This is a genomic window from Methylotenera versatilis 7 (assembly GCF_000799165.1).
Taxonomy (GTDB): domain Bacteria; phylum Pseudomonadota; class Gammaproteobacteria; order Burkholderiales; family Methylophilaceae; genus Methylotenera_A; species Methylotenera_A versatilis_A.
In genome coordinates this window covers 200,866-216,467 of sequence record NZ_JUGF01000002.1, presented here as the reverse complement: position 1 = coordinate 216,467, position 15,602 = coordinate 200,866, and the positions used below count along the sequence as shown (strand labels likewise).

General features: G+C 43.2%; 12 protein-coding genes. 6 read left to right on the top strand and 6 right to left on the bottom strand.

The genetic code is table 11. From position 1 onward, the window contains the following. Positions 1-31 precede the first annotated feature (31 nt). From rsmA to K370_RS04985, 4 genes are read right to left on the bottom strand one after another with little or no spacing between them, the layout of a single operon-like run. Positions 32-823: a 16S rRNA (adenine(1518)-N(6)/adenine(1519)-N(6))-dimethyltransferase RsmA gene (gene rsmA, locus K370_RS05000; RefSeq protein ID WP_047539487.1), complete on the bottom strand. Its 792-nt coding sequence runs from the start codon at positions 821-823 to the stop codon at positions 32-34. Next, complete coding sequence (pdxA, locus tag K370_RS04995) at positions 823-1,815, bottom strand: 4-hydroxythreonine-4-phosphate dehydrogenase PdxA (protein WP_047539484.1); 993 nt, start codon at positions 1,813-1,815, stop codon at positions 823-825. Before pdxA ends, rsmA begins: the two co-directional genes overlap by 1 nt. A gap of 26 nt (positions 1,816-1,841) precedes the next feature. Next, entirely contained in the window at positions 1,842-3,167 is a 1,326-nt protein-coding gene (locus K370_RS04990) for a peptidylprolyl isomerase (RefSeq protein ID WP_047539483.1), read from the bottom strand. Next, the gene (locus K370_RS04985; protein ID WP_047539481.1) at positions 3,164-5,596 is read right to left on the bottom strand and encodes an LPS-assembly protein LptD; all 2,433 of its coding nucleotides are present in this window, start codon (positions 5,594-5,596) and stop codon (positions 3,164-3,166) included. The genes K370_RS04990 and K370_RS04985 overlap by 4 nt, the downstream gene beginning before the upstream one ends. Positions 5,597-5,822: 226 nt before the next feature. Between K370_RS04985 and K370_RS04980 the strand changes: the two genes are divergently transcribed. The 6 genes from K370_RS04980 to K370_RS04955 all read left to right on the top strand — a co-directional run bounded on the left by K370_RS04980 (position 5,823) and on the right by K370_RS04955 (position 12,202). After that, the gene (locus tag K370_RS04980; protein ID WP_047539480.1) at positions 5,823-6,848 is read left to right on the top strand and encodes an aminoglycoside phosphotransferase family protein; all 1,026 of its coding nucleotides are present in this window, start codon (positions 5,823-5,825) and stop codon (positions 6,846-6,848) included. A 64-nt stretch (positions 6,849-6,912) separates the two neighbouring features. Beyond that, positions 6,913-7,614, top strand: coding sequence for an N-acetylmuramate alpha-1-phosphate uridylyltransferase MurU (gene murU, locus K370_RS04975; protein WP_047539478.1), 702 nt, complete (start codon positions 6,913-6,915; stop codon positions 7,612-7,614). A gap of 3 nt (positions 7,615-7,617) precedes the next feature. Further along, on the top strand, positions 7,618-8,982 hold the full coding sequence (locus K370_RS04970; protein WP_047541655.1) for an aminopeptidase P N-terminal domain-containing protein: 1,365 nt from the start codon (positions 7,618-7,620) through the stop codon (positions 8,980-8,982). After that, positions 8,982-10,160 (top strand): FAD-dependent monooxygenase, encoded by a 1,179-nt coding sequence (locus K370_RS04965; RefSeq protein WP_047539476.1) that lies wholly within the window; start codon positions 8,982-8,984, stop codon positions 10,158-10,160. The genes K370_RS04970 and K370_RS04965 overlap by 1 nt, the downstream gene beginning before the upstream one ends. A 32-nt stretch (positions 10,161-10,192) precedes the next feature. Beyond that, complete coding sequence (locus K370_RS04960; protein WP_047539474.1) at positions 10,193-11,383, top strand: FAD-dependent monooxygenase; 1,191 nt, start codon at positions 10,193-10,195, stop codon at positions 11,381-11,383. A 48-nt stretch (positions 11,384-11,431) separates the two neighbouring features. Beyond that, the gene (locus K370_RS04955; RefSeq protein ID WP_052185182.1) at positions 11,432-12,202 is read left to right on the top strand and encodes a DsbC family protein; all 771 of its coding nucleotides are present in this window, start codon (positions 11,432-11,434) and stop codon (positions 12,200-12,202) included. A 78-nt stretch (positions 12,203-12,280) separates the two neighbouring features. Here K370_RS04955 and K370_RS04950 read toward each other — a convergent pair whose 3' ends face one another. After that, positions 12,281-13,495 carry a type II secretion system F family protein gene (locus K370_RS04950; protein WP_047539473.1) on the bottom strand — a complete coding sequence of 405 codons (1,215 nt, stop codon included), beginning with the start codon at positions 13,493-13,495 and terminating at the stop codon, positions 12,281-12,283. 69 nt (positions 13,496-13,564) lie between these two features. After that, positions 13,565-15,283, bottom strand: coding sequence for a type IV-A pilus assembly ATPase PilB (pilB, locus tag K370_RS04945; protein WP_047539470.1), 1,719 nt, complete (start codon positions 15,281-15,283; stop codon positions 13,565-13,567). Positions 15,284-15,602: the final 319 nt, after the last annotated feature.

Below are 15,602 nucleotides of genomic sequence, written 5' to 3'. Positions count from 1 at the left end.
AGTTAAGGAGTTTTGGGAATAAGTGATTATATCAAACAAGCGAATTGCCAAGATAGTTGCTGATAGTGACAAATTCGGCAACGCTTAGATTTTCGGCGCGTAATTGCGGGTTAATGTTGAGGGCAGCAAACCCTGCGTCATCCAGCAAGCCTTTCAGCGTATTGCGTAATGTTTTGCGGCGCTGTCCAAATGCTGCCAATACTACTTTGGCGAATAGCTTGGTATCTTTAGCCACAAAGGGCAATGTGGCATGCGGCACGCAGCGTACAAAAGCGGACTCCACTTTTGGCGCTGGTTCAAATGCCTCTGGCGGTACGGTAATTAAATATTCCATGGCCAGATAATATTGCAGCATGACCGAAAGTCGTCCGTATGCTGGTGTAGAAGGCTGCGCTACCATGCGCTCGACCACTTCTTTTTGCAGCATAAAGTGCATGTCGGTAATGTGGCTGACGTTATCCAGTAAGTGAAACAAAATTGGTGTGGAAATGTTGTAAGGCAGGTTGCCCGTTACTCTCAAATTGCTACCCAAGTTTGAGAAGTCAAATTTAAGTGCATCGACATTATTGATGGTGAGCGTATTTTTTGCGTAAGCGGATTTTGCATATTCTGCCTGCATCCAAGACACGATATCGCGATCAATCTCTACCACATGCAAACGCTCAATTTTTGCCAAAAGTGGCTTGGTTAATGCACCAAGGCCCGGGCCAATTTCTACGATGGTTTGATTGACTTGTGGGTTGATTGCTTCAATTAAGCTGCGGATGATTGCTTGGTCAGTTAAGAAATTTTGACCGAATCTTTTTTTTGCAACATGTTTCATTATTGTTGATTACTCACTAATTCAATGGCCAGTTTAATCGCACTTAACATGCTGCCGATATCAATATCACCCGTGCCTGCCAAATCCAGGGCAGTGCCGTGATCGACTGATGTGCGGATGATTGGCAAACCCAATGTGACATTGACGCCTTCGCCAAAACTAGCATGTTTTAGCACCGGCAATCCTTGGTCGTGATACATGGCAAGCACCGCGTCGGCTTTGCTTAAATGGTGCTTGGCGAACAAGGTATCTGCGGGTAGCGCGCCAATCAGTTGCATACCTTCGTCACGTAATTGGTCTAATACGGGGTTAATAATGTCAATTTCTTCACGGCCTAAATAGCCATCCTCGCCTGCATGCGGGTTAAGTCCAGCAACTAAAATACGTGGATTTGCCAATCCAAATTTAGTCACTAAATCGTGGTGCAAAATACGAATCGTCGTTTCTAAACTTTTTTTAGTAATGGCGGTAGGTACATTTTTTAGTGCTAAGTGGATAGTTGCCAGCGCAACTCTTAAGCCACCGCCAACCAGCATCATCACCACTTGCGGTGTTTTTGTGTAATCGGCTAGAAATTCGGTATGCCCAGTAAAAGGAATACCAGCATCGTTAATTACGCCTTTATGCACAGGCGCGGTAACGATGGCATCAAACGCGCCGCTTAATGTTCCATCCAAAGCGCAAGTTAGCGTATTCAATACATATTGGCTATTAAGCGCGTTTAATGTGCCCGCTTTAACGGTTGTTTCTGTGGGGATATGCAGTATTTTAAGTGTATTTTTGCGATGGTAGTGTGCGTTTTGCGCTATTTCATATGGCTCAATATCCAGTTGAATATTGAGTTGCTGTGCGCGATTTTTTAATACGTCAGTATCGCCAATCACGGTAATATCAGCAGCAATATCCAGTTGCGACAGAAGCACGCAAATGTCCGGGCCAATACCAGCAGGTTCGCCAGAGGTGATTGCGATACGAGGTAATGAATTACTCAAAGCAATAGTGCATTCAAATAACTGTATTAGAATTTATCTTCTAAATGTAGCTCAACAAATGCACGATCGCGCAATTCTCTTACCCAGTCTTGGTAAGCCTCATCCGATTTCCGTGCACGAATTTCCTGACGTGCTTTTAATCTAGTCGCTTCCTTGCTCATGTCCTGTTTGCGACGTTCTAACACTTGAATAATATGCCAGCCAAAAGGCGTTTGCACCGGCGCACTGAACTCGCCAATTCCTAATTCATTCATGGCCTTTTCAAATTGCGGCACGGTATCGCCAGGGTTAACCCAACCTAAATCACCGCCGTTACTGGCACTGCCATCTTCAGAATATTGGCGCGCCATTTCTTCAAATTTAACGCCATTATCTAAACGCTCTTTAATAGAGTCCATTTTTTGTTTAGCGTCTTTTTCAGAAACCACTTCGCTTAACTTGATTAATATATGGCGCGCATGGGTTTGGTCAACCACTAAAGTAGAAACGCCACCGCGACGATTGGTAAGTTTCAGGATATGAAATCCGTTTGGGCTACGAATGGGTTTTGAAACTTCGCCCACTTGCATCGGTTTTAGAGCATCCAAAAATAAAGCAGGAATTTGTGCAGCAGTTTTCCAACCCATTTGACCGCCTTCCAAAGCATTCGGAGTGTCAGAGAAACTGGCCGACACTTGTGCAAACGGTTTTCCATCAGACAGCTCTTTTAAGACAGTCTCTGTTTTTGTACGTGCTTTTTCTAAATCCTCAGGTGAACTGTCTTCTGGTGTGCGGATTAAAATATGTGAAATTTCAAATTCATCTTGGTCGTCACCTCGATTCGCTTGCGTGGTTAAGAAGTTATCAATTTCACCATCTGAAACGGTTAACTTATTATCGACATCGCGCTCACGTAAACGTGAAATGGTAATTTCGTTACGAATATCTTCACGGAATTGCCGCATTGATAAGCCGTCATTTTCCAGCGCCTCTTTAAACTCGGCAACATCCATTTTATTCTGCGCGGCAATGCGCTCAATGGTTTTGTCTAGCATAGTGTCATCCACTTTTAGGCCAGTTTGTGCCGCTAATTGCAATTGCAGGCTATCGACAATCAAACGTTCTAGAATTTGCTTTTCCAGCACTTCTTGAGCAGGTAATGGCGTGCCTTGTTTTTCTAGTTGCGCAGAAACGGTTTTAATGCGATTGGCCAGTTCTTGCTCGGTAATCACGCTTTGATCGACAACTGCGATAATGCGATCCATTTTGACGGGAGCGGCACTATTAGTAGCCGCCAACGTGATGGAAGAGGATAAAAATAGCATTAAAAACAATAAGTTAAAGATAGCAGTCATTTTATTCATTAATTTCATTGGTTATAGTTCTGTTGCCTGTAAATATTAGGAAGCTCGCCTGAACTTAAGTAGCCAGGAATATCACGACGTAGCAAATTAAGTGGGTTTGAACCAATAGAAGCCAGGCCGCCTAATTCGAGTTGAAAGAATAGACCATAGTTTGCGTCAGCAGTTGCAGTTTCTACACGTTGAATGACAGTACGTGCTTGCCAACAGCCGGCGTCATATTCAATGCCAGCCAAACTTTCAATCAACGCTTTTTCGCGTACGGAGTAGTTAAAGCGACCAACGCCATACCAGCCGCGGCTTAAAGGCCATTGCCCGGAAACGTTGATTTGCTCTAAAAACTGTTGGGTATAACGATAGCCGACATTCATTAACTTGCCGGGTTCCGGGTTGTATCTGGCGAGTATGTTAGATCGGACGATGCCTGCACCATCTGTGTTGTATTGCCAAAAAGTGTCCAGATTCCATTTATTTGATAGTCTGGCAGTCATTGCGGCGATGATGTCAGAGGAGTTGTTGGTGGGCTGAGCCGTGCCTGGTAATACCACTTTTTGATTGTCGAAATAATAGCGTTGCCCGATAGTGGCGGCGAAGCGCTCAATTCCGGTATCTTTATCAATCATGCGCGAGGTAACCGCTAAACTTAATTGGTTGGCGTTATTAACCCTATCGTTACCTGTGAACTGGTTTTCAGTAAATAGGCTAGAGAGGTTTAAATCTGCCAGCGCTGAATCGAATACTGGTAATAAATCTTGCTCTTTATTGGGAATGTATACATAAAACAGGCGCGGCTCGATGGTTTGCGTATATCTGTTTTTAACGACCTTAGTGTCACGCTCAAAATACAAGCCGCTGTCTAAACTAAAAATAGGCAAAGTACGGTTTGCCGAGTTGTTGCTAACCGTGTTGCCATTGATATTGAAGTTATTATCATTGAGGCGATAGCTGGTGGAGTGAATGCCGATCTTAGGTGTGATAAATCCATACGATTGCGTAAATGGCACGCTAATACTTGGGTAAAGCGTTAAACGACTACCCGTAGCCGCGATAGGCGCATTGTCATTGCGGTCAAAGTAGGTCCATTCGCTGTAAAAATTGGTATCAAAATACTTCCACTCTTTATCGGCAGTCAACGTTAGTTGCGGTAGGCGTTGATATGGATAGTTGGTTTCATCTAAGGTTTGATATTTTTGTGCCAATCCATTGAATTGCCAAACATCCCCCACATAATTTACAAAGCCTTGTTGTGGCAGATTAACACGGCTGGTGCTGACAATACGTGTGGACATCTCGGAAAAATATTCGTTATCAGAAACTTTTTCAATATTATATCCAGCCGACCATCTGTCACTTAATTGATGATTGTGGGCAAAATTTGCATAGTAGCGGCGACTTCCACTTAAGCTGTCATTGTCTAAATATTCAACACTGTTAATGCCAGAAAAATCTTCATTTAAATATCTAAACTCACCTTGTAATTGCATGCCACGTTTACTTAGATAGCGTGTGGCGACTGTGGCATCCATATCTGGCGCAATATTAATGTAATAAGGGATGAGCGTTTCAAAACCACTGCGGCTGGTGGTGCCAACAGAGGGTGCTAAAAAACCGGATTTACGTTCGTTGTTAAACGAAAAAGTTAACCAAGGCGAGTAAAGCAACGGCACACCTTTAAATTCTACATAAGCACCTTTAGCACTACCCGATTGTGTGTAATCATCCAACGAAATTTCTTTGGCCTTAATATACCAATCATCTACGCCTGCTTCGCATGTAGTGTAACGCGCGCCCAACAGCCGTTTTTTATCCTGGCCTTCAAATAAAATCGCTTCGGCATCGCCGCGCGAAGAGTTGAATTTAGGGTCAATAGACGCTTGGCCAATCGGCGCGGGAGTTTCGCGGTAACTGTCTTGATACAGTCTTGGGTCGTCAGTTAAGGTGCTTTGCGCATTGAGTAATTTTGATTGTGTATAAACACTGGGGCTGTTGTGTAAGGAAGTTTGTGGTGCGGTATTGCTGTATGTTTTATTCAGGGTGATGGAAGCATCTTTCATTTCGCCGATGCTTTCACTTAAGCGCATTTTAAGTGCAGGGCCTTTGATCAGGCTGTCAGGTAGTTCTATGCGTGCATTGCCATTTACCTGCAATTCATCATTCTGCACATCATACTCAATCGTATCGCCGTATATTTTTTGATCGCCTTTGCTAATCAAGGCGTTACCACTAGCACGCATTTTTCTATCTAAATACATGTCTAGAACGTCACCTTCAATTTCAATGGCATCAGGCAGCGCGGTTGGTAAAATCGTTTCTGGTGCCTGCGATAATTCTTTACTTAACGTTTCTGCAGTCGCCACAGTGCCGTAGCCAGAGATGAATAACGTGGCCAATAGCGCGGATAAATGCTTTGCGTGATAAATAATTGAACGAGTATATTGCAATGATGATTTCTAAGAGATTAGACCTAATTAATGGACAAATATGGTTTAAGTTAAACTTGCGCCTATTATTTTACAGATGAATGATAAAATCGTATATAACTGGTTTCACCTACTGTATTTAAAACGTGATAAAGCCACTCGTGCATATTAATCAAAAAATACAAATTAGCAAAAACTAACAACATGATTAACGGACTGATTGAAAAGGCTTGGCCTTGGATAGACAATGGATAATAGACAACTAGAATTAACCGTTTGGCTTAATGCTACGCTCAAACAAGCTTTTACTTTAACCACTGCATCGGCCGATGCCAGTTTTAGACGTTATTTTAGAGTGCATTTAGTTGATGCTTATCTGGGACATCATAGCTTGATTGCCATGGATGCTCCGCCGCCGCAGGAGGATTGCGCGCCCTTTGTGAAGATAGCCAAGTTGCTGCTGGATGCTGGTTTGAATGCGCCACAAATTCTGGCGCAAGATTTAACCAATGGATTTTTACTGTTAAGCGATTTGGGTGATACAACTTATTTGTCGCAATTAAATGCACACCGTAATGAGTTGAATCATACGCAATTGTTATACGGCGACGCTACCGATGCGTTAATTAAAATGCAGTTGCACAGTCAGGCGGGCGTTCTGCCAAATTACGATGATGCCTTGTTAACGCGTGAAATGCAGCTTTTTCCAGATTGGTATGTGTCAAAACATTTGGGCGTTAGTCTTAATGCCGAACAACAGGCGGTTTTGAGCAATACGTTTAATGTGCTGAATGAAAATATCCTGGCGCAAGGCCAGGTGATTGTGCATCGCGACTATCACTCGCGCAACTTAATGGTGACTGTGGCGAATAATCCTGGCGTATTGGATTTCCAAGATGCGGTTTATGGTGCAATTACTTATGATCTGGTGTCGCTGTTAAAGGATGCTTATATCGAATGGGATGAAGAGCAGATCATTGATTGGGCGGTGCGTTATTGGCAGCCAGCTAAAAAAGCCGGATTGCCTGTGCCAGACGATTTTAGTGAGTTTTATCGCGATTTTGAATGGATAGGCGCACAGCGACACATTAAAGTATTAGGTATATTTGCGCGCTTAAGTCATCGTGATGGCAAGGATGGCTATTTAAAAGATATGCCGCTGGTGATGCGCTACTTGCGCAAAGTATGCGAGCGCTATGTGGAACTGCGCCCAATGCTGCGCTTGTTGAATCAGTTAGAAAACGTAAAACAGCAAGAAGGTTTTACGTTTTAGCTGAAAGCAGAATTAGTGAAACGAGCTTAATGAATATCAGTTTAACGAAAGCCAATACGCACCAATGAAAGCGATGATTTTAGCCGCCGGGCGTGGTGAGCGCATGCGCCCACTGACCGATCACACGCCCAAACCCTTATTACAGGTGGGCGGGAAAGCTTTAATCACTTGGCATTTGGAAAACTTGGCTAAAGCAGGCTTTAAAGAAGTTGTCATCAATCATGCACATTTAGGCCACCAGATTGAAGCGGCGCTTGGCGATGGAAGCCAGTGGGGCTTGCACATTGAATATAGCCCGGAAGTTATTGCGCTGGAAACGGCGGGCGGCATTGCTAATGCGCTACCTTTGCTGACGGAGTTCGGCACAAAAGTAGAGCCGTTTCTAGTAGTAAATGGCGATATTTTTACCGAGGTTGATTTTGCAGCTATAAGACTGCCGCAGAGTATGCTGGCACATTTAGTGTTAATTGATAATCCACCGCAACACCCACAAGGCGATTTTACGATTGAGAATGGCCTGTTAGCTAACACTGGATTGCATATGCACACATTTTCTGGAGTAGGTGTTTATCATCCCAGTTTATTTGCAGCTATTCAGCGTGGCGAAGCAGCAAAATTAGCGCCATTATTGCGTGGAGCGATTGGTGAGAGTAAGGCAAGTGCTGAATATTATCAGGGTATTTGGCACGATATTGGAACGCCCGGACGATTAAGTGCTCTTAATGAAACACTACTAACAGATGCTATTACAAAACATTTAGAATAAATGATGACGGTTAATTTAAAAGAGTTTCAGCATCGCCGCGCGCTTCTCTTGAGGCAAATGGGGGCTGGCATTGCCATTATTCCTACCGCGGCTGAGGCGATTCGCAACCGCGATAGTCATTATCCATACCGATTTGATAGTTATTTTTACTATTTAACGGGATTTGCCGAGCCAGAATCTGTATTGATTTTAATTGGCGGTGATGTGACTAAAAATGAACCGCCGAAATCGATTCTATTTTGCCGCGATAAAGATATTGAGCGCGAAATCTGGGATGGTTTTAGGTATGGGCCAGAGGCTGCGCAAACGCAATTCGGTTTCGATGAGGCTTATACAATTCAACAACTAGATGTATTAATGCCTGAGTTGATTGGTAATCAGGCGCAATTATTCTACAGCTTAGGCGCTGATCAACATTGGGATGCACGCGTCACGGGCTGGCTGAATATCGTCAAAAATAAAGCGCGCATGGGCATTAGTGCGCCGCAATCTATTTTAGATGTGCGCCAGTTAATTGATACGCAACGTTTAATCAAAACCCCTTTTGAAATTGATTTAATGCGCCGAAGCGCCAATATTGCAGCATCTGCGCATAACCGCGCCATGCGTTTTGTAGCAGACAATTTGGCAAAGGCAACTCTGATGGAATATGCAGTAGAAGCGGAATTTCTGCATGAGTTCTATCGCCATGGTGCGCAGGCGCCTGCTTACACCAGCATCGTTGCTGGCGGCGCAAATGCCTGCACGTTACATTACAACGCCAATAATGCAGAACTAAAAAAAGGTGATCTATTATTAATCGATGCAGGTTGTGAATTGGACGGCTATGCCAGCGATATTACGCGTACATTTCCTGTCAGCGGCAAATTTAGTGCACCGCAACGCGATTTATATGAACTGGTATTAAATGCGCAATTAGCCGCAATCGAAGCTGTAAATCCAGGCAATCATTGGAACACGCCGCATGAAGTGGCTTTAAACGTTTTAGTGCAGGGTTTGATTGATTTTAAATTATGCAAAGGCAGTCTTGAGGAAGTGCTGGAAAGCGGCAGTTATCGTCAGTTCTATATGCACCGTACTGGCCATTGGCTAGGCTTGGATGTGCATGACGCTGGTGAATACAAAGACAATAAAGGCGACTGGGCGATTTTAGAGGCTGGTCATACTTTAACGGTTGAGCCAGGTTGTTATGTGCGCCCAGCGGAAAATGTACCGGAACATTTTTGGAATATCGGTATCCGCATAGAAGATGATGTGCTAGTCACGGCCTCTGGTAATGAAGTGCTCACAAAAAATGCCATTAAAACTGTGGCGGATATTGAAGCACATATGGCTCATGGCGCGCCAGAAATGCGTTTAGCAAGTTAATGAATTTGACACATCCAATTATTGTTGGTGGTGGCCCAGTAGGCGCTGTGCTGGCACTTTCTCTGCAGAAAAAAGGCGTACCCTTTACGATGCTGGAAGCGCGCGCAAAGGGCGCGTCACATAGTGACACACGTGCGCTGGCGTTGTCCTATGGCAGTCGATTAATTCTCGAAAAGTTGAATGTTTGGGAGGCGGTCGCACAAAAAGCTACCGCAATTCATACCATACATATCTCACAACGCGGCGGTTTTGGTCGCACCAAGTTGAATGCGGCCGACCACAACATGCCCGCTTTAGGTTATGTGTTGCCTTATGGGCTATTAACACAGGCATTGGATGCGGCTTTAAATGAGGCGTTAGGAAGCGGCCAGCAAACCAGTCAAATATTATATGAGGCGATTGCCGATGACATTGGCACTACCGAGTTTGAGGCTAATGTCCGATTTACACAGACAGAAGAAACCAGTCTGGCCATGAGTCCGTTAGTGGTAGTGGCCGATGGTGGCCGTAATTTCGGCGATATAGCCGGCGTAGAAAAAGAAACCAAAGAGTATGGGCATGATGCGCTAGTGAGCAAAGTAAAGGCAGAGTTGCCACACAATAATATTGCTTATGAGCGTTTTACACCAACTGGCCCGATGGCGTTATTACCCAATGGAGCGCGCGACTTTTCTTTGGTGTGGACCGGCGAAAAATCAAAAATTGATGCTTTGTTGGCATTGGATGACGCGACTTTTTTAAAGCAATTGCATGCTGCATTTGGTGATCGTGTTGGGCAGTTTTTAAGTATTGAAAAGCGCATGAGTTTTCCGCTTAAATTAAGCCGATTAAAGTCGACCGCGAATTCACATTTAGTCATTATCGGTAATGCCGCGCAGACCATGCATCCTGTGGCTGGGCAAGGGTTTAATGTCGGTTTGCGCGATGCAAAAGCCCTGGCTGATATGGTGATAAATACGCCAGAAGCGCAATGGGGTAAGACGGAAATGCTGCAAAATTATAGTCAATTACGCAGTCGCGATACGCGTGGCGGATTGTTGTTTACCGATGTGCTGGTTAATCTATTTTCTAATGATGTTGTTGGTCTCTCTGGTATGAGAGGCTTTGGGTTGGGCGCGTTGGAATTATTGCAGCCCGCCAAGAATCTATTAATTGGCAAAATGAGTTATGGTAAATAATGCCGGTTTTGATTGTTTATTGAAAGCAATGCATGATTAAGAAAATCAATGCAGATGTGGTTGTGATTGGCGCTGGTTTGGTGGGGCTTGCAGCTGCCATTGCATTGACTTTGCAGCACCGGAATGTGGTGCTGATATCAAATTGCAAACCAGCCATGCTGTCACAGCCAGAGTCAGCAGCTTGGGATGAACGAGTTTATGCGCTAACGCCAGCTGTAGAAAGCTGGTTAACGTCTTTAGATGTTTGGGGCAAGGTAGACACAGCCCGCGTAAGTGCGATTGACGCGATGCATGTTTGGGGCGCCGATAGCGAGTTATTATTAAAAGCAGAAGATGCTAATCTCGCTAAATTGGGCTTGATAATCGAAAACCAAAACTTAATGGCTGCTTTGTGGCAAAAAGTGGACGCATTGGGTGTGACCGTTATCACAGACGCAGAATGTACCGACATAGAATATACGCAAGCTGATGTTCAATTGTCTTTAGAAAATAAAGCCAGTAAAGACGCATTCAAGCTTGCTGCAAAATTGATTGTTGCGGCAGATGGTATCCATTCTTGGGTACGGAAAAAGTTGAATGTTGGTGTTGCCCATAAAAACTATCAACAGACCGCCATTGTTGCCAATTTTTTAGCTGAAGAGCCGCACAAAAATATCGCAAGGCAGTGGTTTAACAAGCACGACACTTTGGCTTTATTACCTTTGCCTGAAGGGATGGTGTCAATGGTCTGGTCGCTACCGACGCAACAGGCTGCGCAGTTGTTATTGTTATCAGCGGCCACCTTAAGTGTCAGTGTTCAGGCACAATCTAAAGGGATGTTGGGTGATTTAAAGTTAATTGGACAGGTAAAAAGTTTTGAACTGCATCAACAAACCGCGTTACGATTTATTGATAAGCGTGTTGTTTTTGTGGGTGATGCTGCCCATCAAATTCATCCAATGGCAGGACAAGGTGTGAATCTAGGTTTTAGGGATGTAATGAAGCTGGCGGCGTTATCAGATAAACTACATACAATGCAGGATATTGGCGACACGGGTTTTTTGCGTCAATATGAGCGCGCTAGAAAAGCTGATGTTGTAGCAATGAATTACTTAACTGCTGGTTTAGATTATTTATTTGCCAGTGAGCAAACGTTCTTCAGAAAATTGACTCTACTAGGTTTACAACAGATTAATCGGCAATCCACTATTAAGAAAGTCTTAATACAACAAGCGGTGAGTTAGTCTCATTTGTTTAGTTAACAGTAAAATTTAGTCATTTTGAAAGATTTCATGAAATTAAAATTAATGCAATTTAAACAACCAAAACTCGGGCAAGTGCTTGTTTCATCCATTCTAGCTTTATCAACTTTGGCTTTAAGTCAGCTCGCGGTTGCGGATGAAGCCAGTCTTAAAAAAGCCATTGAAGCGGCTTATCCTAAATTTAAGGTAGAAAGCATTGTTAAAACGCCTTATGCCGGTTTGTATGAAGTTTTTATGGGTGGGCAGATTATCTATGCCGATGAGAAATTAACATTTCTAATCGCTGAAGGTCGATTGGTTGATCCTAAATCTAAAAAAGACGTGACAGGCGAACGCTTGGAAGAGCTGACGAAAGTGGATTTTAATAGTCTGCCGCTAGAGCAAGCCATTAAAGTGGTCAAAGGCAATGGTAGCCGTAAATTAGTGGTATTCTCCGATGTGGATTGTCCTTATTGCAAGCAGTTAGAGCGTAAGGAGTTAACCAATATTACCGATGTAACAATTTACACATTCCTATATCCAATTGAACAACTGCACCCTGATGCGGCCAATAAATCGAAAAGTATCTGGTGCGCACCTAACCGAGTTAAAGCTTGGAATGACTGGATTTTGAATAGTAAATTACCAGCTACAGCAGGTGATTGTGAAGTGCCGCTTGAGCGAGTGGGTGAGCTGGCAAGAAAAACGGGCGTGGTCAGTACGCCAACATTAATTTTTGCAGATGGTAAACGAGTTCTAGGCGCGCAACCGTATAAAGAAATTGAGAAATACTTACAGGCAGCTTCAGCAACAAAGAAATAAGGTAAGTAATTAAACTCCTATAATAAAAAAGCCACATGAGAGTGGCTTTTTTATTATAGGTAACTGATTAATTAATGCTTAACCAACAACTTCGCCCATTTTAAATATCGGCATATACATTGCAATTACTAAGCCACCAATCAGCGTGCCCAGCACCACCATAATCACTGGTTCCATCAGGCTGGAAATTGAAGCGACTGCGTCGTCCACTTCGCCCTCATAAAAATCCGCTACCTTGCTTAACATAGCATCTAATGCGCCAGATTCTTCACCAATCGCTGTCATCTGTAGCACCATGTTTGGAAATACCTGTGCATTCTGCATGGCAACCGTCAGACTGGTACCCGTGCTAATCTCACTTTGAATTTTTTTAGTGGCATCGTAATACACGCGATTTCCAGCGGCCCCAGCCACTGAGTCCAAAGCCTCTACTAAGGGTACGCCAGCAGAAAACATGGTAGATAAGGTACGTGCAAAACGCGCAATGGTTGCTTTCCGGATGAGTTCACCAAAAATAGGCATTTTTAGCAGTAACCTATCCATGGTCGCTTGCATTTTTTCTGAACGTTTCCAGGTGTAGAAGAAAAACCATATTGCGAAACCTAGGGAACCAAAAATTGCCCACCACCATTCAACGAAAATATCGGAGATTGCCATGACAGCTAAAGTCGGTCCAGGTAAATCGGCACCAAAACCACTGAACAGTTCTTTAAAAGCCGGGATGACAAAAATCATAATGATTGAAGTAATGATGAAGGCAACGACTAAGATGGAAATCGGGTAGGTTAACGCTGATTTAATCTTGCTTTTAATCGCCTGGATTTTCTCTTTATATGTCGCAAGGCGATCGAGTAAGGTGTCTAAAATACCCGCTTGTTCACCAGCACCAATTAAATTACAAAATAAATTATCAAAATAAAGTGGGTACTTGCGGAAAGATGCGCTCAAACTGCTACCTGTTTCTACATCGGCTTTAATATCGCCGAGTAGTTTTGATACAGCCGGATTGCTATGACCTTTTCCTACAATATCAAATGATTGCAATAGCGGTACGCCTGCTTTCATCATGGTGGCAAGTTGGCGTGTAAATAGCGTGATGTCTTTATCCGTGATTTTACCTTTGCTGGCAAAGGCACTTTGTTTTTTTACTTTCGTGACCGTAATGCCTTGGCGGCGCAAAGTCGCATTCACAAACGATTCACCGGCAGCACGTATTTCGCCTTTGACGATTTTACCTTTTTTGTCTTTGCCTTCCCAAAGGTAGGTGTTTTGCTTACTCGCAGTTACGGCCATATTGCATCCTTATTCGATTTGGCATTCTTTTAATAACGGTTTTTATTGATATTTTTTTGATTAAAATATTTATTCATTCGTACATGCTTCCACTTCGGCAATTGAAGTTAAGCCTTGCATGACTTTTAAAATACCTGATCGGCGCAGATCATTTACACCTTCCAATTTGGCCTGGTCAGCAATGTCATGCGCAGTACCATGTTTCATGATAATGCGGCTAATGGCATCGGTCACTGGCATCACTTGATAAATCCCCACTCGGCCCTTATAGCCTTCGTTACACATTTCACAGCCGCCTTCTTTAGGGCCGTAAAGCTGCCACTTTTCGTTGAAATCTTCTTCGATAAAGCCTACCTCAAGCAATGCTTCTTTAGGTACATCAACCGGCACTTTACAGTTTTTGCATAACCTACGAGCCAAACGCTGTGCCGTAATAAGTGAAACGGCAGAAGCAATATTAAACGGCGCAACACCCATATTTAATAATCGGGTAAGCGTGGATGGTGCATCATTCGTATGTAAGGTAGAAAGTACCATATGACCAGTTGATGCTGCTTTAATGGCCATGTCGGCTGTTTCCAGATCGCGAATTTCACCAATCATGATAATGTCAGGATCCTGCCGTAAAAATGATTTCAATGCTGCAGCGAAGGTCAGGCCTTGTTTGTCATTCACGTTAACCTGATTAATACCCGCTAGTGGAATCTCGCATGGATCTTCTGCTGTGGCAATATTCACACCGGGATTATTTAAGATGTTCAGACAGGTGTAGAGGGAAACAGTTTTCCCTGAGCCTGTAGGGCCTGTCACTAAAACCAAGCCATAAGGCCGGCTAACAGCACTTAAAAGCCGTTCTTTTTGAATCGGCTCATAACCTAGTGCTTCAATACCAAGCGTGGCGCTTGATGGGTCTAAAATACGCATGACGATTTTCTCACCATGAATCAATGGCAAGGTACTCACCCGAAAATCAATTGTTCGCGTTTTAGATAGTACTAATTTCATACGGCCATCTTGCGGGATACGTTTCTCAGAAATATCCATGCTGGAAATCACTTTAATACGCGAGGCCAGCTTATCTTTAATGGCTAAAGGCGGCTGCGTAATGTCTTTTAAAATGCCATCAACACGATAACGCACGCGGTAGAATTTTTCATACGGCTCAAAATGCAAGTCCGATGCACCCATATTAATCGCGTCGATTAGCATTTTGTTTAAGAACTTAACAACCGGTGCGTCATCAACTTCTTGCGTATTTTCGGTTTCCTGCTCTAAATCCTCACCACCCATGTCCAAATCAAAATCACCATCCATATCCAGTGATTTCATGCTGGTGTCTTTTGATTCAACAATCTTATCTATCCAGCGGCCTAATTTGTCATCTTCAACCACCACGGGTGACAAAGTCATGCCCATTTGGAATTGCACGCTGTCTAAAGAGTGCAGATTAGTCGGATCTGAAATGCCAACAAATAAAACATTGTTGCGATTTTGCAAAGCAATCACGCGATTGGCTTGCATCAGTTTTATATCGATGGATTTGGGCGGTAGATAGTCCGGATTAAACGCGTCTAGATTGAAATAAGGAAAACCAAATGCGCGCGATGAAACTTCAGCTATTTTTTCGGCGGATATTCTTTTGCCGGCAATAATCTGGGTAATAAATGGTACGCGTAATGTATTGGCTTGCGTTTGCGCTAAAGTCGCTTCGGTTTCCGAGAGCAATTGTTCTTGCACTAACATGCGTGCTAAACCACTTAACTTGATTGTTGTTGCCGCTGCTGCCATTGTTTGTTACTCACTTGCGTTAAATTTTGAATTGAACATTTAATCTAGTTTTTAATGTGTACTATTTAAATTATTGTAGTTAAACAATATTTTAATGTCCACAATAATGCACTTTTACTTTTTTTTTGTAAAGTTAATGCATGATACAGCCACTCAGTTTTTGAAAATTCAATTTATTTGCAACATTCGGATACTGCTGATAAACCCCAAATTAGCATTATGCTTGACAATTTACAATTTGTAACATATAAAGCGCAAAGGTGTTTGTATTCGTGCTTTGAGTGGTCTGCTTTAATTGTATTTACTGCAAATGTTTAAG

Bases quoted from the DNA above. Each gene is read 5' to 3' on its own strand.
- rsmA (WP_047539487.1), bottom strand. From the start codon at position 823: ATGAAACATGTTGCAAAAAAAAGATTCGGTCAAAATTTCTTAACTGAC.
- K370_RS04990 (WP_047539483.1), bottom strand. From the start codon at position 3,167: ATGAAATTAATGAATAAAATGACTGCTATCTTTAACTTATTGTTTTTA.
- K370_RS04980 (WP_047539480.1), top strand. From the start codon at position 5,823: ATGGATAATAGACAACTAGAATTAACCGTTTGGCTTAATGCTACGCTC.
- murU (WP_047539478.1), top strand. From the start codon at position 6,913: ATGAAAGCGATGATTTTAGCCGCCGGGCGTGGTGAGCGCATGCGCCCA.
- K370_RS04970 (WP_047541655.1), top strand. From the start codon at position 7,618: ATGACGGTTAATTTAAAAGAGTTTCAGCATCGCCGCGCGCTTCTCTTG.
- K370_RS04965 (WP_047539476.1), top strand. From the start codon at position 8,982: ATGAATTTGACACATCCAATTATTGTTGGTGGTGGCCCAGTAGGCGCT.
- K370_RS04960 (WP_047539474.1), top strand. From the start codon at position 10,193: ATGATTAAGAAAATCAATGCAGATGTGGTTGTGATTGGCGCTGGTTTG.
- K370_RS04955 (WP_052185182.1), top strand. From the start codon at position 11,432: ATGAAATTAAAATTAATGCAATTTAAACAACCAAAACTCGGGCAAGTG.
- K370_RS04950 (WP_047539473.1), bottom strand. From the start codon at position 13,495: ATGGCCGTAACTGCGAGTAAGCAAAACACCTACCTTTGGGAAGGCAAA.
- pilB (WP_047539470.1), bottom strand. From the start codon at position 15,283: ATGGCAGCAGCGGCAACAACAATCAAGTTAAGTGGTTTAGCACGCATG.